The organism is Williamsia sp. D3 (assembly GCF_000506245.1).
GTDB lineage: Bacteria > Actinomycetota > Actinomycetes > Mycobacteriales > Mycobacteriaceae > Williamsia > Williamsia muralis.
Window position 1 is genome coordinate 284,461 of sequence record NZ_AYTE01000047.1, and the last position, 15,366, is coordinate 299,826.

19 protein-coding genes and 1 pseudogene are annotated in these 15,366 nt (G+C 63.8%); 7 read left to right on the plus strand and 13 right to left on the minus strand.

Annotated elements, in window-relative coordinates; genetic code table 11:
* Positions 1 to 33: 33 nt before the first annotated feature.
* The 3 genes and pseudogenes from W823_RS57565 (at position 34) to W823_RS54595 (ending at position 2,042) form a co-directional block, all read left to right on the plus strand.
* The gene (locus W823_RS57565; RefSeq protein ID WP_023962958.1) at positions 34 to 540 is read left to right on the plus strand and encodes a septum formation initiator family protein; all 507 of its coding nucleotides are present in this window, start codon (positions 34 to 36) and stop codon (positions 538 to 540) included.
* The gene (locus W823_RS54590) at positions 540 to 1,091 is read left to right on the plus strand and encodes a DUF501 domain-containing protein (protein ID WP_023962960.1); all 552 of its coding nucleotides are present in this window, start codon (positions 540 to 542) and stop codon (positions 1,089 to 1,091) included. The genes W823_RS57565 and W823_RS54590 overlap by 1 nt, the downstream gene beginning before the upstream one ends.
* Positions 1,088 to 2,042: pseudogene (locus tag W823_RS54595) on the plus strand (exopolyphosphatase). Before W823_RS54590 ends, W823_RS54595 begins: the two are co-directional and overlap by 4 nt.
* Here W823_RS54595 and W823_RS54600 read toward each other — a convergent pair.
* The 5 genes from W823_RS54600 to W823_RS54620 all read right to left on the minus strand — a co-directional run bounded on the left by W823_RS54600 (position 2,032) and on the right by W823_RS54620 (position 6,597).
* Positions 2,032 to 2,526, minus strand: a complete 495-nt coding sequence (locus tag W823_RS54600; protein WP_023962962.1) for a DUF4395 domain-containing protein — start codon at positions 2,524 to 2,526, stop codon at positions 2,032 to 2,034. The pseudogene W823_RS54595 and the gene W823_RS54600 sit on opposite strands and share 11 nt — an antisense overlap.
* A gap of 119 nt (positions 2,527 to 2,645) precedes the next feature.
* Positions 2,646 to 4,115, minus strand: a complete 1,470-nt coding sequence (locus tag W823_RS54605) for an MFS transporter (protein ID WP_023962965.1) — start codon at positions 4,113 to 4,115, stop codon at positions 2,646 to 2,648.
* On the minus strand, positions 4,096 to 4,293 hold the full coding sequence (locus tag W823_RS54610) for a hypothetical protein (protein ID WP_023962967.1): 198 nt from the start codon (positions 4,291 to 4,293) through the stop codon (positions 4,096 to 4,098). The genes W823_RS54605 and W823_RS54610 overlap by 20 nt, the downstream gene beginning before the upstream one ends.
* A gap of 51 nt (positions 4,294 to 4,344) precedes the next feature.
* Positions 4,345 to 5,460: an acyl-CoA desaturase gene (locus W823_RS54615; protein WP_023962969.1), complete on the minus strand. Its 1,116-nt coding sequence runs from the start codon at positions 5,458 to 5,460 to the stop codon at positions 4,345 to 4,347.
* Positions 5,461 to 5,502: 42 nt separating this feature from the next.
* The gene (locus tag W823_RS54620; RefSeq protein ID WP_023962971.1) at positions 5,503 to 6,597 is read right to left on the minus strand and encodes a ferredoxin reductase; all 1,095 of its coding nucleotides are present in this window, start codon (positions 6,595 to 6,597) and stop codon (positions 5,503 to 5,505) included.
* A gap of 146 nt (positions 6,598 to 6,743) precedes the next feature.
* On the opposite strand from W823_RS54620, the gene W823_RS54625 reads away from it, so the two are divergent.
* Positions 6,744 to 7,529, plus strand: coding sequence for a TetR family transcriptional regulator (locus W823_RS54625; protein WP_023962973.1), 786 nt, complete (start codon positions 6,744 to 6,746; stop codon positions 7,527 to 7,529).
* Between the two features lie 102 nt (positions 7,530 to 7,631).
* Positions 7,632 to 8,369, plus strand: coding sequence for an SIMPL domain-containing protein (locus W823_RS54630; RefSeq protein ID WP_031333568.1), 738 nt, complete (start codon positions 7,632 to 7,634; stop codon positions 8,367 to 8,369).
* An 18-nt stretch (positions 8,370 to 8,387) separates the two neighbouring features.
* Here the strand turns inward: W823_RS54630 and W823_RS54635 are convergent, their stop codons facing one another.
* The 5 genes from W823_RS54635 to W823_RS54655 form a co-directional block, all read right to left on the minus strand.
* Positions 8,388 to 9,797: a carotenoid oxygenase family protein gene (locus W823_RS54635; RefSeq protein ID WP_023962977.1), complete on the minus strand. Its 1,410-nt coding sequence runs from the start codon at positions 9,795 to 9,797 to the stop codon at positions 8,388 to 8,390.
* Positions 9,794 to 10,102, minus strand: a complete 309-nt coding sequence (locus tag W823_RS54640; protein WP_023962979.1) for a hypothetical protein — start codon at positions 10,100 to 10,102, stop codon at positions 9,794 to 9,796. Before W823_RS54640 ends, W823_RS54635 begins: the two co-directional genes overlap by 4 nt.
* A gap of 129 nt (positions 10,103 to 10,231) precedes the next feature.
* Positions 10,232 to 10,654, minus strand: coding sequence for an organic hydroperoxide resistance protein (locus W823_RS54645; protein WP_023962981.1), 423 nt, complete (start codon positions 10,652 to 10,654; stop codon positions 10,232 to 10,234).
* A complete protein-coding gene (locus W823_RS54650; protein ID WP_051406712.1) occupies positions 10,651 to 11,130 on the minus strand; it encodes a MarR family winged helix-turn-helix transcriptional regulator in 480 nt (159 codons plus the stop codon). The genes W823_RS54645 and W823_RS54650 overlap by 4 nt, the downstream gene beginning before the upstream one ends.
* Positions 11,131 to 11,175: 45 nt before the next feature.
* A complete protein-coding gene (locus tag W823_RS54655) occupies positions 11,176 to 11,694 on the minus strand; it encodes a DUF664 domain-containing protein (protein WP_031333571.1) in 519 nt (172 codons plus the stop codon).
* Positions 11,695 to 11,824: 130 nt separating this feature from the next.
* On the opposite strand from W823_RS54655, the gene W823_RS54660 reads away from it, so the two are divergent.
* A complete protein-coding gene (locus W823_RS54660; RefSeq protein WP_235189679.1) occupies positions 11,825 to 13,507 on the plus strand; it encodes an alkaline phosphatase D family protein in 1,683 nt (560 codons plus the stop codon).
* A gap of 53 nt (positions 13,508 to 13,560) precedes the next feature.
* Complete coding sequence (locus tag W823_RS57570) at positions 13,561 to 13,764, plus strand: DUF2945 domain-containing protein (RefSeq protein WP_081729942.1); 204 nt, start codon at positions 13,561 to 13,563, stop codon at positions 13,762 to 13,764.
* 162 nt (positions 13,765 to 13,926) lie between these two features.
* Here the strand turns inward: W823_RS57570 and W823_RS54665 are convergent, their stop codons facing one another.
* From W823_RS54665 to W823_RS54675, 3 genes are all read right to left on the minus strand, one after another.
* On the minus strand, positions 13,927 to 14,130 hold the full coding sequence (locus tag W823_RS54665; protein ID WP_020108824.1) for a cold-shock protein: 204 nt from the start codon (positions 14,128 to 14,130) through the stop codon (positions 13,927 to 13,929).
* Positions 14,131 to 14,286: 156 nt separating this feature from the next.
* Positions 14,287 to 14,490, minus strand: coding sequence for a DUF3072 domain-containing protein (locus tag W823_RS54670; protein WP_023962988.1), 204 nt, complete (start codon positions 14,488 to 14,490; stop codon positions 14,287 to 14,289).
* A 78-nt stretch (positions 14,491 to 14,568) separates the two neighbouring features.
* On the minus strand, positions 14,569 to 15,048 hold the full coding sequence (locus W823_RS54675) for a carboxymuconolactone decarboxylase family protein (protein ID WP_023962991.1): 480 nt from the start codon (positions 15,046 to 15,048) through the stop codon (positions 14,569 to 14,571).
* Between the last annotated feature and the right edge of the window lie 318 nt (positions 15,049 to 15,366).

A 15,366-nucleotide genomic window follows, 5' to 3' on the forward strand; every position in this document is an offset into this window, starting at 1 on the left:
CCCCGTGGGAACCGGAGACGGACCTCGGCCGACGTGAAGCACGGGCCATCGCGCTCCGGGTCACGAGGTGCGCCCAGTCCTGGGCCCGCCCGTTCCCGGAGCGCGAATAGGCAATCCGCGGCATCGTCGACGGCGTTCCCCCGTACCGCGTCGGCACTCTCCTCGCGGTGGGAGAACATCAACCCGAAGCGGGCAGTGGTACTCGCGGCGGTTCTGAGTCTTCTGGCGCTGACCTTGGCGGTGCCCATGCGGACGTACTTCTCGCAGCAGACCGAGTTCGACGAACTCCGCGCCAGCAACGCTCAGCTGCAGGTGCAGGTGCAGGAGTACGAAGAGAAGGTGGCCGAGCAGAACGATCCGGCCTACATCGAAGCGCAAGCCCGCGAGCGTTTGCAGTTCGTGATGCCGGGGGAGAAGCCGCTGCTCATGCAGTACCCGGTTCCTCCCGAGAAGACAGAAGAAGAACGTGAAGCCGAGAGGGTGGCGGCCAACCCTTGGTACACGACCCTGTACAACTCGATCTCGGTTCCCGAGAAGTGATGACGGAGCCCGAGCAGGGGTCAGAAGCGGGTTCGGCTGTCTCGCAAGAAGATCTGGACGCCGTTGCCGAGCAGCTCGGCCGGGTGCCGCGCGGGGTGCTGGAGATCAGCTACCGCACGCCCGACGGCCGGCCCGCCGTGGTCAAGACGGCGCCGCGACTGCCCGACGGCACGCCGTTCCCCACGCTGTACTACCTCACCGACCCGCGGCTCACAGCCGAGGCCAGCCGTCAGGAGTCGGCCGGGGTGATGCGTGACATGACCACCCGTCTCGCCGAGGACCCGGAGTTGGCCGAGCACTACCGGCGAGCGCACGAGTCCTATCTCGCCGAGCGTGACGCCATCGAACCGCTCGGCACAGACTTCACCGGCGGCGGGATGCCGCAGCGCGTCAAATGCCTGCACGTCCTCATCGCGCACTCGCTCGCCAAGGGTCCGGGGGTGAACCCTCTCGGCGACGAGGCGGTCTCCCTTGCCGCAGACGCCGGCCTGCGAGGCACCGCGGTACCGGCGGATTGGCCGCGGACGCCGGCAGGGGACATCCCGGAATGACCCAGGTTGTCGCCGCGGTCGACTGCGGCACCAATTCCATCCGCCTGCTGGTGGCGCGCGGCGGCGATGGCGGTCTCGTTGATCTCTACCGCGAGATGCGTGTTGTCCGTCTGGGCCAAGGAGTCGACGCGACGGGCGCATTCGCCGCCGAAGCCATCGAGCGCACGCGGCAGGCTCTGGCCGAGTACGTGGATGTGATGAAGGCGCATGGCGTGAGCGCTGTGCGTATGGTCGCCACCTCGGCCACGCGTGACGCGGCGAACCGGGATGACTTCTTCGCGATGACCCGGGAACTGCTCGGCGAGGTGGTTCCGGGCGGTGTGGCCGAGGTGATCACGGGCGACGAGGAAGCCCGATTGTCGTTCGCGGGGGCTGTGGGCGATCTCGATCCGGCGCAGGGCCCGTTTGTTGTCGTCGACCTCGGTGGGCGGTTCCACCGAGGTGGTCGTCGGTGACGAGCAGGGAGTGCACTCCGCATACTCGGCGAACGTCGGTTGCGTGCGGTTGACCGAACGGTGCCTGCACAGCGACCCGCCCACGAAATCCGAGATCGACGAGGCCCAGAAGGTCATCAAAGAGCTTCTGGCGGAAGCCTTTACGCACGTATCGGTGGCCGGTGCGCGCACCTTCGTCGGTGTCGCGGGCACCATGACCACCCTTGCCGCATTGGCTTCGGGTTTGCCCGAGTACAACCCGGAGATCATCCATCTGTCCCGAGTGGGCTTCGACGACCTCGCCCGTGTCTGCTGGGATCTGGTCGCGATGCCGCGCGCCGAGCGGGCCGCTCTGGGGCCGATGCACGAGGGCCGGGTCGACGTCATCGGTGGCGGGTCACTGGTGACGCTGGAACTGGCCCGGGTGATCGCCGAACAGAGCCCGATCCGGGAGATGGTCGTCTCCGAGCACGACATCCTCGACGGAATCGCGTTGTCGCTCCTCGCTAAGAGCTGACCTGTTCACCGGCGGGTCGCTGGAGCGAGATGTTGTTGCACGCCTCGCAGACACTCTCGGGGATGACGCCGCGGCGTTGCAGGAAGCCGAAGATGGTGCATCCGAGGCAGAATCCGAGCGCCGATTCGAGCAGGGCTGCGACGATGAGAATGCCGGTGACGATCTGCGCGGCAAGCCCGAGTCCGAGAAGCGCCAGGATCAACGCCGCGCCGCTGGCGACAAGCCCGATGGTCTGGGCGAATCGTTTGGGTGGCCCGGGGACCAGCTTTGTCCTCTTGATCAGATACGGCACGATCACCCGCACCGACAACTGACCGAACGGTGACAGAGTCGGGCCGGACGCGACACGTAAGGCGAACCCGATCGCCAACAGCGCGTAGACGACGGGGTTGTTCACCGCGACGGCGACGACGGCCAGGACCACGACCAGCCCGGCGGTGGATCGGGCAGCGTAGTCATTGACCGGATTGGGAAAAGTCAGCACAGAGAACAGGCTACGGACCCATCACCCGATCGCCCACCATTGGACTCACCCTGCCCGAAACCCCGAATTGGTGGGTTCTGGTGGGCGTGATCTGGTCAAACGCCCGCCCGAACCCACCATCATCGGGCTTCGGCGGCGAGCCGGGCTTCCTCGAGCTCAGCGATACGCTCCTGCTCTTCGGCATGCTTGCGCACCGCACCCAGCCCGGGCAGCAGGAAGCTCGCCGCGGCACACAATGCGTAGCCGCAGATGGGAACCCACGCAGCAATCGACAACGCGTGCAACAACTCTGGCTGTGAGTAGCGTCCCGCCTCCCCGAAGAACAGCACACCGGTGACGGCGACGCCGACTGCGCCGCCGATCTGCGCGAACGTGTTGAGAGTGCCGGACGCCGCTCCCGAGTCCTCCACGTCGACAGTCGACAACGCGATGTCGAGCAGGGGAACCAGCATGATGGTCAGGCCCAGCCCGGCCAGACCCATCGGGATGACGGTGTCCCAGCTCGAGAAGCCCTCGTCCGCGGACCGGATCGTGGCGATGGTCCAGGCGGTTCCCGAGCTCATCATCAGCCCCCCGATCAGCGGAAGGTTCCGGCCGAGACGTGTGGTCAGTGCGGCTGCGACACCGGCGGCCAACACCGCCCCGATGCTGAAGGGCAGTGTCATCGCGCCGGCCGCGATGGCCTCGAATCCGAGACCCACCTGCACGTAGAGGGCGAGGATCAGGAAGAACGAGGTGATCGACCCCTGGAAGAGGAACTGGATTGCCGATCCGCCCACGAACCCGCGGTTACCGAACAGGCGTAGGGGGATCAGCGCGTCGGTGATCGTCCGCCGCTTCTGCTGGAAGACGAACGCGGTCAGCACCACAGGCGACAACGCCATCAGAACGAATGACCAGGCGGGCCAACCGAGCTGGCGGCCCTCGACGAGTGGGTAGACGAGCAGCAGCACGCCGCCCACTGCCAGCACCACACCGACGATGTCGAGGTCGCGGACTTCCTCGGATTTGGTGTTGGGGACCAGGAAGAACCCGGCGATCGCGATGACGATGCCGATCGGCAGGTTGATGAAGAAGATGGAGCGCCACTCGCCGCCGATGGGGTTGTTGGTGACCAGCCAGCCGCCGAGGACCGGTCCGATCACCGCCGCCATGGCCGTGATGGTTCCCAGGATGGCGAAGATCGGTGCGCGCTCTTTGGGGCGGTACAGCGCCTGCACACTGGCGAGCACCTGCGGAACCATCAATCCGGCGAAGAATCCCTGCAGTACACGCGAGGCGACCAGGATGCTGCCGGTCTGGGCGGTGGAGGCCAGCACAGACGCGAGGGTGAATCCGATGATTCCGATGAGGAAGATCCGTTGGCGGCCGTAGCGGTCGCCGAGCCGGCCGGCGGTGATCAGAACGCCCGCGAACGCCAGGACGTACCCGCCGACAAGCCACTCGATCTGTGCCGGGCTGGCGCCGAGATCGTCCCGGATGGACGGAATGGCGACATTGACGATCGTGACGTCCATCAGATCCATGAACATCGCGAAGGTCAATATCGCCATCGCGAGATTGCGGCGTTTATACGTCGGGTTTGTCATCCCGAGCTTTCTTCGCCGCTTCCCGCATCTCGATACCGTCGGAGATCAGGTCGCCGATCTCTCGTGTGACATCGATGACCGCTCCGGTGATGATCGAGGCGATCCGTCCCACCCGGTGGGCGGTCGACTCGATCATCTCCTGGGCTGTGTCTTTGTTTCGCTCGAATCGCGAGACCATGGGACCCTTCCGTGTCTGCGCTGACAGCGGCCCAGCCCCTGGTGACGGATGCTAAGCGGCGACTTTGGACTCGACCTTAACACTGAACTGGGCGTCATCTGCCACCAGGAAATTCGGAAGTGACAGACGCGCGATCTTGCGCCAGGTCGAGCCGATCTGGTGGCTGAAACTGCCGGTGTTGTAAGGCAATCCGTATCGTTCGCACAGTTCCTTGACCTCGCCTGCGATCTGCGGGTACCGGTTGGCCGGGATGTCCGGGAACAGGTGGTGCTCGATCTGGTGCGACAGGTTGCCGCTCATGATGTGGAACAGGGGTGTGCCGGTGATATTGGCCGACCCAAGCATCTGCCGCAGGTACCACTGGCCGCGGGTCTCGTTCTCGGTCTCTTCCTGGGTGAAAGTCTGTACGCCCGAGGGGAAGTGGCCGCAGAAGATGATCGAGAAGGTCCACAGGTTACGGATGAGGTTGGCGCTGGCGTTGCCGATCAGCGTCGTGACGAAGAACGGTCCGGTGAGCGCCGGGTAGACCACGTAGTCCTTGAGGACCTGGCGGCGGGCTTTGCGCCACATCCCCTTGGCGAGACCCTTGATGTCGGTCCACTTGCGCTTGCCCTGGACGATGTTCTCCACCTCGAGGTCGTGCAGCATCACACCCCACTCGAACAGGACCATCAGGGCGCTGGCCCAGATCAGGTTGCCCAGGTAGTAGGGGTTCCAGTTCTGGTCGCGGTCCATGCGCAGGATGCCGTAGCCGATGTCGCGGTCCTGGCCGACGATGTTGGTGAAGGTGTGGTGCATGTAGTTGTGGCTGTGGCGCCACTGGTCGGCGGGACAGACTGTGTCCCACTCGAACTCGCGCGAGTTCAGGCTCTGCTCACGCATCCAGTCGTACTGGCCGTGCATCACGTTGTGGCCGATCTCCATGTTGTCGAGGATCTTCGACACGCTCAGTGCCCCGACTCCGGCGAGCCAGGCCGGCGGGATGAACGGGAAGTACATGAGTGCGCGGCCCGCGACCTCGAGGGTGCGCTGAGCCTTGATGATCGAGTAGATGTATTCGCGGTCGGCTTCGCCGAGGTCGGCGACGACCCGTGCTTTGAGGGCGTCGAGCTCGCGACCGAGTTCGTCGACCTGATCGTCCGTGAGAACCAGTTGAGTGCTTGTCATGAGGACTCCTGAATGTGGTGGGTGGACGTTGGCGGGCGGGCGTCAGATGTCGATGACGCAGTCGCCGACGGGCGCGCTGATGCAGAGCTGGATGTGCTTGTCGGTTTCGCTGTCGGTCTCACCGGTGAGGATGTTCTTCGTCAGCCCGGACTTCTTGACCGCACTGCAGGAGAAGCAGATCCCCATCCGGCAGCCGAACTCGGGTGACAGGCCGGTGTTCTCTGCCTGCTCGAGAATCGACGAGCCGTCGTTGTCGGTCTCTTTGCCGCTCCCGGCGAATTGCAGCCGACCGTGCGCCGGAGCGCCGTCGTCGGCTGCCGGGGTCACCAGTACGAACTGCTCGGTGTGCAGCCGTTCCTCGGCGCCGTTGGCACCGAGGTGATCGGTGACGGACTCGTGCAGTGCCGGAGGCCCGCAGAGGAACACCTCGGTGGTGGCGAGATCCACAGCGGAGAGGTGTTCGGCGCAGAAGTACGTGCGCGCCGAACCGCCGGCCGACTGCTCGTCGCCGGGTCGGGTGAAGTGGGTGGTGATCGTCCAGTCGGGGCGGGCAGCGGCGATCGAAGCCAGCGCTTCGGCGTAGGGGTGGTCCTGCGGACCGCGCGCATAGTGGACGAACGTGACGTTGCCCTGGTGCTTTTCGTCAACAAGTGTTCTCAACATTGAGAGCACGGGTGTAATGCCGCTTCCGCCGCTGATGAACAGCATCGAATCGGGACGATCCGACGGCATCGTGAACGTCCCGGTGGCCGGCTGGAGGCCGAGGACCTGGCCCGCCTGCGCGTTGTCGCGCAGGTGCTTGGAGACGAATCCGTCGTCGTGCGCGGTCAGGGTCAGCTCGATGACATCCTGGCGTTTCGCGCTACTGGCGGGTGAGTAGCAACGGCTGTGCCGAACACCGTTGATCACGGTGCTGAGCTGCACGAATTGCCCCGGTTCAAAGCCCGTCCACTGACGGGTCGGCCTGAGGATGAGGGTTACCGATCGCGGCGAGCGGCGATCGACCCGTAGTACTTCGGCCCGAAGATCACTCCAGGTGATGCGAGGGTCGAACAGTTCGAGATAGCGGTCCACAGGGTGGGGCGTCAGGGCTACTTCGAGCACCGAGCCGAGAATTCCGGAGAGTGACTTCGGCATCCGCACTTCCTTCCGTTCAGTGAACAACTGTACACAAACAGTGTCGCATCCCAGGGGTCGGCGAAGTCAAGGGTTCGCGGTGTAACCGCCATCACCTTCTGCAGGTCTTTCGCAGCGCGGGCCGGACGCGGTACCCGGATCGGCCGGTGCACGGACGTACACTGACCTGCGTGTCGCGGAGTTCGAAACACCACAGTTCGAGTAGCCGAAGTGCTGCACGTCGTGACTCGGCCTCCACCGAACGAATTGCCGACGCGACGCGGACGCGAGCCGAACAAAAGAGCCGCACTCGACAGGCATTGCTCGATCAGACCCTGGAGTTGGTGGGAGAACGCAGCTTCTCCTCGATCAGCCTGCGTGAGGTCACCAAACGTGCGGGCATCGTTCCGACTGCGTTCTATCGCCACTTCGCGTCGATGGAAGAGGTCGGTGTCACGCTCGTCGAAGACGCGATGCGGACCTTGCGCAGGATGTTGCGAGAAGGACGTCGTGACCTCGCAGCGCGAGCAGCGGTGCCGACGGCGAAAGAGTCGCTGGCGGTGCTGGTCCGGCAGGCGCACGCCAACGAAGCACAGTTCCGGTTTCTGGTCCGCGAACAATACGGCGGTATCAGTGAGGTCCGCCGCGCCATCGACACCGAACTCAAGTTGTTCTCGCGCGAGCTCGCCATCGATCTCTCGCGCATCCCGGAGCTGTCCGAGTGGCCCGCCGACGATCTCGAGCTCGCCGGCGACCTGATCGTGACGGTGATGCTGCACGCGGTTGCCGAATTGGTCGAACTCGATCGCCGCAACACCCAAGAAGAGGCAGACCTCATCGAGCGGACCGAGAAGCAGATCGTGATGATCTTCTTGGGGATGGGGAGTTGGCGGCCCGCGGAGACGGAGCGGAGCGGAGCTCGACCGTTGGCGGAGACGGAGCGGAGCGGGTAGGTCGATCGGCTCACTGTTTGTTCGTTCCGCTTCATCCACGCCGATCCTCGATACTGTCAGCGCATGGCTGTCCACTCGTCTCGACCAACTTCCCGCCGGCGTATGCGATCAGGCCGTCCAATAGCGCGAGTTACCTGTGCCCTGACCAGCTCCGCGCTGGTGCTCGCGGTCGCTGTGGGGTGCGGCAGCGACGAACCGTCTGATCCCGGGAACCAGAGGTCGGTGACGGTTGTCGGCAACGGGGAGGTGAAGGGCGCTCCGGATACCCTGCGTGCCGATCTCGGGGTGGAGGCAACGGGCGACGACGTGTCCGGTGCCATCAATTCGGCGAACGCCAGCATTCAGGCACTCACCGACGCGGTGGTCAACGCCGGTGTACCGCGGGAGGACGTGCAGACCCAGCAGGTCACCCTCACCCCGGACTACTCGACCCCCTCTCCAGGCGGCTCCAGTGCGATCACGGGCTACCGGGCCACGAACTCACTTCGCGTCGAGATCCATGATCTGGCAAAAGCTTCCGATGTGCTGACGGCAGCGGTCAATGCCGGGGGCGAGGCGACCAGAATCAGCAACGTGTCGTTTGTGATCGACGACGACTCAGAGCTCGTGACCAACGCGAGAGAGCAGGCGTTCAACGACGCGCGAGAACGCGCTCAACAGTACGCCGGGCTGTCCGGTGACGAGCTGGGCAAGGTGTTGACCATCGACGAAACCACAAGTGGCCAAGAGGTTTCGGCGTCCGATCAGATGCGGTCGGCGATGGTCGACGCTGCAGTGCCGCTGGAACCCGGACAGCAGACAGTCAGCTTCACCGTCACGGTGAAGTGGCAACTGAAATAGTCGGTACCCTGCGATGCGCTATCTGGGCGAGCCTGGAACCCAGCATCCGTGCAGGCCTGCGGGCACGCGGATGGGAAGGTCGATGGTGCAGAGCGGGCCGGTCTCCGGAGTGTCTTCAGGGAAAATGTAGAAGGCAGACGTCATCGTTTCGACGTCGGTACCGATGGTCCCCCAGTAGTTGTTGCTGTCGCCGGACATGAAGATCGGTTCGCCGACGCTGACCGATCCGGAGTCCCAGAACGTCTGGCCACCCGACGTCAGGTTGTCGAAGAACACGGTGTTGATGCCGTCGGCCGCACCCGGCAGCTGACCGGCGGTGGCGATGGCGCCGTGTGGCCGGGTCAACAAACGGTCGTCGACCCTGGGGAACTCGACATCGGAGTCGCTCAAGATGGTGTGTGTGCACCGCCCCTTCGCCGGATCGAGCACTGTGCGCGTGATGTTACCGACGGTTGGATCGTTCGTGATGCCAAGGGCTTCCGGCTGATTCCACCAGACGTAGTCGATGACCACCTCTCCGGTGGGGGTGTCGTAGGCGTTCGCGAAGTGCCACACCCAGAATGCCTCTGTTTCGATCCATTTCACCGCTGAACCGTCCCGGGGAACAAGCGCTATCCGGGTGCCGTGTTCGGGCTGCCATTCCAGTGGCGACCCTCCGGTTGCGAATGCCCCGAAGATGTCGAACTTCAGCGGGCAGACGAAGATGACCGCGTACTTCTCGGTCAATGCCATGTCGTGAATCATCATCGGTGCGTTCACGCCGTCGATGGCTGTGGGCGGGCGGGTGCATGTGCCGTCTGCGGACACCACCGACCAGGTGAGGTAGGGGGCCTCGAACGCGTAGTTGAAGAGGACCATCTCGCCGTTGGACGGATCGATCTTCGGATGAGCTGTGCTGCCGACAAGCATTGCGCCATCGCATGTCTCGCGGCCGATCGTGCTGAGGTCGGCAGGGTCGAGCGCATACGGCGGAGCGGTCTCGGCCATGGCCAGCAACCGACCCCCGTGTTTGACGACGTTGATGTCGGGGAGATCGCGCCCGGTGTTCGCAACGCCCGGGCCGAGGTCGTCGGCGGTGGGGGAATAGGGGTCGAAGATCCCGGACCAGAGGGCGCGGCCGGCCTTCTCCTCGGCGATCACCGCCGGGGTTCGGACGAAACGGTTCCGGTATCCCGCTGTCGTGCCGTCGAAGTCGACCTGATGGACCATCGCGTCGCCGTCGAGCGGGTAGTTGTAACTCCCGATCGGATCGAAGCGAGGGTTGGGCCCGTTGCGGAGATAGCTCCCCACCAGGTCCGGGGGAAGCTCACCGGTGATGGGGAGACCGGTGACGTCGACTTCTCGGCGCTGCGGGGCAAACACTCCCGACAGGTACGGGTGGTTCGCCATGTCGACCACCGCGGGCCGGGGGACGTGGGGCGAGGTCATTGCGTCGGCGGCTGGCTGCGATCACGGGCAGCTGCGAGGCCGGCGAGTAGTGCGTCGACCTTGTCGCGATTCGCCGCCGGTGTCATCAAGCCGACAAAGGGAGGGCGGTCGAAGGTCAACGTGATCTGGATGAGCTGTTCCCGATCCCCGCCGAACAGCTTCTTGCGGCGATCGATCTCTTTCACATCGGCAGACACGAAAGACCCCGCCGGGAGTCGCGTCTTGGACGTGCCTCCCCGAAGCTTCTCGAACCATTCACCGTCGAGTACCACGGTCTCGTTGGACAAGCCACGAACCTCGATCATCGGTCGCCTTCCTGCAGCCCGGTCGATGGGCGCAGAACCGATGAGCGAACACCACGACGGCCGCGCCGCGTGAATTGTAATACGCGGACACGGCCGTTCGGGGGCTATCGATCATGCATCGGGCACAGTTCAGTCGTCGGTGACAACCAGGTTCACGTCGATGTTCCCACGGGTGGCGTTCGAGTAGGGGCACACTTCGTGAGCCTTCTCGGTCAGTTTCTGCGCGGTGTCGTGGTCGACGTTCGGCAATGTCACCTCTAATTCGACGGCGAGCCCGAAGCCGCCGTTGTCGAGGCTGCCGATGGAGACCCGTGCGCCCACGGCCGAGTCAGACACATCCGCCTTCTCCTTTCCGGCCACCAACCGCAGGGCGGAGTGGAAGCATGCCGCGTATCCGGCTGCGAAGAGCTGCTCGGGGTTGGTGCCGACGCCGTTCCCGCCCATTTCCTTGGGGATCGAGAGTTCGAGGTCAACTTTGCCGTCCGAGGTGCGGGCGCGGCCGTCGCGACCTTCTCCGGTGGCGAGTGCCTCCGCGGTGTAAAGAGCTTTCATCTCAATGCCTTTCGATGTCGGTTGTTCTGATTGCCGGCTTGAGCGGCGCCGGCCTGTCGTAACGCGGCGGTCAGCATCTGAGCCGCGTCACGCAAGTTCGTCAGTTCGAGCTCGGTCAGATCGGTTGCCGCGAAGAGATTTTCAGGTATGCACTCCGCGCGGCGTTCGAGGTCGCGGCCCTTGTCGGTCAACGTGATCTCGACCGATCGCTCATCGGCGGGTGTCCGTTGACGCACCAGGAGGCCGGCGGACTCGAGGCGTTTGAGCAATGGGGACAGGGTTCCTGAATCCAGTTGGAGCCGTTCACCGAGCCGTCGGACCGTGATGGGTTCGTCCTCCCACAGGACCAGGAGGACCAGGTACTGGGGATAGGTCAGACCGAGCTCATCGAGAATCGGCCGGTAGGCGGCCGTTGTTGCCCGCGACGCCGAATACAGCGCGAAGCAGAGTTGCTGATCAAGCCGAAGTGCGGACATGCCGAAATGGTAGACCACAATTCAGTTGTGCACAACCAAGCCATGTCAGGAAGTGGTCGAAGCCCGGTCGAACAATCCGGCGATGTACGCGGCCTGCCCGGCGTGCTGCAGGTCATCTGAGATGACGCTGATGAGACGCACCGCGAGCGTGACCGGCGGATCCCAGTGATCGTCCACGATCCGGTCGAGATCGTCGGAGCCGATGGTCTGCAGATACGACAGCGTGCTCGCATGCACTGCATCGTGGTATCCCAGAAGGTCTTGTGCGCTCGCGACGACCCGCCCGACCTCGTCTGACGTCTGCCCGTATCCGATGGCGCCGGTGTCGAAGGGCAGCGCGAACCGCGCCTCCCACCCGTCGCCGGTCCACACCTGTTCGGTCCCGGCAACTTCGGCGACGTGGTCGTCCTGAACCCGGGTGAGGTGCCAGATCAGCCAGGCGATCGAGTTCGCCTCCGGATCGGGCCGATAGGTGAGGGCTGACTCCGGCAGATCCTGGAGTGTCTCGTGGACGATTTCCTTGATCCGGTCGAACGCGTCGGTCAGGAGTGCAGATTCGTTCACGGTGTTCCTTCCGTCAAGTTCTGGTTGCGCACTCCACATCTACTCCGCGAAACCGTCTTCATGGGCGTTGGCGGGAGCGTGTGACCTCAGAAATGGTGCACATCGGACCAATCGGTGGAACCGTGTGGGTGTGAGCAATGAAATGCCGACCCTCGTTCTCGGACCCATCCTTCGCTACGTGGACAACACGCGGGCCACCATCTGGGTGGAGACCGATCGTGAGTGCACTGTGGAGGTGCGGACCTCGACCGGCCAGAGCGGTGCCGAGAACACGTGGTCCGTACACGAGCACCACTTCGCCATCGTGCAGTTGGTCGATCTGCCCTCCGGGTCAGTGGTCGACTATTCGGTGACGTTGCGATCGTCTGCTGATCCGGTGGTGGAAGCCTCTCCCACGGTGGCCGCAGGCGGTACCTTGCGGACCGCGGCCGAGGACGACGCCCTGACGGTTGCGTTCGGCTCGTGCCGGCGCGGCGATACCTACGACGAGGACCGGCTCAAGGCGATTGGGGCCGACGGGCTCGCCGGTCTGGCCGCACGGGTGAAGGATCAAGACGCCGATCAGTGGCCGCAGTTGCTTCTCCTTCTCGGGGATCAGGTGTATGCCGACGACCCGTCCCCTGAGATCAAAGAGCGACTACGGACTCGTCGCGAGACCCAGAAGGACCCGGAACTGGGAGAGGAAGTGCTCGAGGAGATCTGCGGTTTCGAGGAATACACTTGGCTGTATCGGGAGTCGTGGGGTGCCGAGCAGGTCACCGGGTTGATGGCGACCATCCCGAGCTGCATGATCCTCGACGACCACGATCTGCGCGACGACTGGAACTCGTCGCTCGACTGGCGAAAAGACATCGAGCAGAAGCCGTGGTGGCACCGGAGAGTGGTCGGGGCATTCTCGTCCTACTGGATCTACCAGCACCTCGGCAATCTCTCCCCGGACGAGCTGCAGAACGACGAGCTCTACCTGGCCGTGCGCGGGGCGGCCACGGCCGAAGACCGTGAAAAGCTGCTGTCCGACTTCTCGCTCCGCGCCGACAGCGAGCCGACATCGGCGCGGTGGAGTTATGTTCGCGATCTCGGGAACACCCGGATCATCATGATCGATTCGCGCTGCTCACGTGAACTGACCCCCGAACGGCGTGCGATGCTCGACGAAGCCGAGTGGAAGTGGTTGCGCGAGCAGGCACTTGGGACCGATGCACGCCACATCGTCTTCGGGACGTCTCTGCCCTACCTGATGTTGCCTGCGCTCCATCACCTCGAGCAGTGGAATGAAGCCGTCGCGCAGGGCGCGTGGGGTAAACGCTGGGGCAAGGTGGGGGAGAAGCTGCGGCTCGCTCTGGACCTCGAGCACTGGGCCGCCTTTGGCAAGTCGTTCGAAGACATGGTCGGCTTGGTCGAAGAGATCGTCGATCGTCCCAATCCGCCCGCGAGTGCGTTGTGGTTGTCCGGCGATGTGCACTGTTCCTATGTCGCCGAGGCCGAGCTGACACGCACCTCGACCGACTCGACGGTGCTCTACCAACTGACCATGTCGCCGTTCCGGAATCCCCTTGACCTGCCCATTCGCGTGGTGAACCGTCTCGCGATCCGGAAGCCGATGGTCCGGTTCCTGCGATTCCTCGCCCACCGGGCCGGGCTGGAGGACCATCCGATCACCTGGCAGGCCGAGGCGGGTCCCTGGTTCGACAACGGCGTGATGTCGCTGCGGCTCGAGGGTGACACCGCATCTGTGCGGGTCGACCACGCGCAGACCGGCCCGGGAGGGTCGCAGAAGCTGGTGCAAACCCACCAGATGCAGCTCACGACCTGATCGCTCGGCCGGACGGAGTTGTCGTCCGGCTGCGCATCGCTACCCTCGGATACATGAGCATCAGTAAGAACGACTCAGTGGCATGGAATACCCCGCAAGGCGAGACAGAAGGGAAAGCCGTCGAGAAGAGAACAAAACCTTTTACTTTTTCAGGTCAGAAATTCAATGCAAGTGATGGCGAACCCTATTGGATTGTGGAGTCCGCAAAGAGCGGTTCGAAGGCCGCCCACAAAGAATCGTCATTGAAGAAGAAATGACATACCCGTATTCGCTCGCAGTCAAACATCCATGAGAGAGTGCCGACGGCGAAACGCCTTGCCGGAGAGGTCTGCTCGGCTGAACTCAGCGGCAGTGGAGACAAAAAAGTGGGTGACCGGCGATTTCTCGCTGGTCACCCACTCTTTGGAAGTCTGGCGATCTCAGATCGCGGTTACTCCGGTGGCCTGCGGGCCTTTAGCGCCCTGGCCGATCTCGAACTCGACTCGCTGATTCTCTTCGAGGGTGCGGAAGCCGCCGCCCTGGATCTCAGAGTAATGAACGAAGACGTCATCCGAACCGCCGTCGGGGGCGATGAAGCCGAAGCCTTTTTCGCCGTTGAACCATTTCACAGTTCCCTGTGCCATATTAAAGTACTTCTCTCTTTTTTCCTGCAGAACGCATGAACACGCCCCTGCACATAGTGTTGCACGGATTGGGCGAAAGCGATAGCGCAGGGGCGAAAAATGTTTGCGCGTCGTCGCTCGGGCACTGCGCGGGGCCGATGAACGCGGTGTTCGTGGCTACTGGCCGCGGCCGGTCTCGCCCTGCAGCTTGTCGATCATCTCCGAGGCCTGGGCCTTGTTGAGGTCGTCCGGGACCTCTTCGCCGGCTTCCTGGGCAAGGGTTTCGAGGTAGCTCTGTTGCGGTCCGGTGGCCGGCTCATCGCCGGTGACCCAGTCGGAGGGGTCCTTTTCGGGATTCTGCTGGATGTTTGATTCGCTCATGTGTTCGACGGTACCTGTCGACTGCGGATCGGGCCACCGAAGATTCGAGATCGGGCGCGGTGAATCGCAGTTGGTCGGTCAGTGGTTCGGCAACACGCACACCGTGTCGATGCCCAGCACGCGGTTGAGGCGACCGAAGGCGAGCCATGAGCCGAGACACATGCTCAGCTCGACTATCTCGGCCTGGCTGTAGGCGGCGGTCATCCTCTTCCAGAAGTCGTCGTCGAGTCCGTGGTGGTCGAGGGCGTATCGCTCGGCATACTCGGCGGCCAGCCGCGTACGGGTGTCGAACGCGTCGGTGGTGCGCCATTCGGTAACTGCCTGGTCGAATGAGTCCTCGACCGTCGTCCCGTCCCGTTCGGTGCGCCAGTCCTGGCAGAACACACATCCGTTGATCTGCGCAATCCGTAGTCGGGCGGCTTCGAACTCGCGGAGTCCCAGGGTGCTGTCGGAGTACACCTTCATCGCAAAGGTGGACGCTGCGACTCCGATGCCGGGCACCATCTCACCCCACACATAGGCGATGGGGTCTTTGTCCGGGGGAACGTCGATGATCATGACGGCGCCATCCTTGCGTTCGTGTCGACCACGGCATCTACCGCGTCGTCCGCAGTCCAGAGTAAGGAACACGTTTCAGTTTTCGGCCCGATCGACGTAGCTGGCGTGCTGGAGGTGTTTCACTCATCGTGATTTGAAGGCTTGCTCAGCCGCGCCGGGTGGCCACCACGTGCAGGTTTGCCGCAGCTGCAGTGGAAGCTGTGGGCCCTTTTTCCGAGAAGCGATGTTTGGCGCGGTCGTGGTCGGACAACATAATGACCGAACACGTCGCGGCGGCTCCACGCCGAGACGGCGGCGATGTCGCCTGTTGGCCGAACG

Coding starts and splice junctions, on each gene's coding strand:
- W823_RS54590 (WP_023962960.1), top strand. CDS start 540: ATGACGGAGCCCGAGCAGGGGTCAGAAGCGGGTTCGGCTGTCTCGCAA.
- W823_RS54605 (WP_023962965.1), bottom strand. CDS start 4,115: ATGACAAACCCGACGTATAAACGCCGCAATCTCGCGATGGCGATATTG.
- W823_RS54610 (WP_023962967.1), bottom strand. CDS start 4,293: ATGGTCTCGCGATTCGAGCGAAACAAAGACACAGCCCAGGAGATGATC.
- W823_RS54615 (WP_023962969.1), bottom strand. CDS start 5,460: ATGACAAGCACTCAACTGGTTCTCACGGACGATCAGGTCGACGAACTC.
- W823_RS54620 (WP_023962971.1), bottom strand. CDS start 6,597: ATGCCGAAGTCACTCTCCGGAATTCTCGGCTCGGTGCTCGAAGTAGCC.
- W823_RS54630 (WP_031333568.1), top strand. CDS start 7,632: ATGCGATCAGGCCGTCCAATAGCGCGAGTTACCTGTGCCCTGACCAGC.
- W823_RS54635 (WP_023962977.1), bottom strand. CDS start 9,797: ATGACCTCGCCCCACGTCCCCCGGCCCGCGGTGGTCGACATGGCGAAC.
- W823_RS54640 (WP_023962979.1), bottom strand. CDS start 10,102: ATGATCGAGGTTCGTGGCTTGTCCAACGAGACCGTGGTACTCGACGGT.
- W823_RS54645 (WP_023962981.1), bottom strand. CDS start 10,654: ATGAAAGCTCTTTACACCGCGGAGGCACTCGCCACCGGAGAAGGTCGC.
- W823_RS54650 (WP_051406712.1), bottom strand. CDS start 11,130: ATGTCCGCACTTCGGCTTGATCAGCAACTCTGCTTCGCGCTGTATTCG.
- W823_RS57570 (WP_081729942.1), top strand. CDS start 13,561: ATGAGCATCAGTAAGAACGACTCAGTGGCATGGAATACCCCGCAAGGC.
- W823_RS54665 (WP_020108824.1), bottom strand. CDS start 14,130: ATGGCACAGGGAACTGTGAAATGGTTCAACGGCGAAAAAGGCTTCGGC.
- W823_RS54670 (WP_023962988.1), bottom strand. CDS start 14,490: ATGAGCGAATCAAACATCCAGCAGAATCCCGAAAAGGACCCCTCCGAC.
- W823_RS54675 (WP_023962991.1), bottom strand. CDS start 15,048: ATGATCATCGACGTTCCCCCGGACAAAGACCCCATCGCCTATGTGTGG.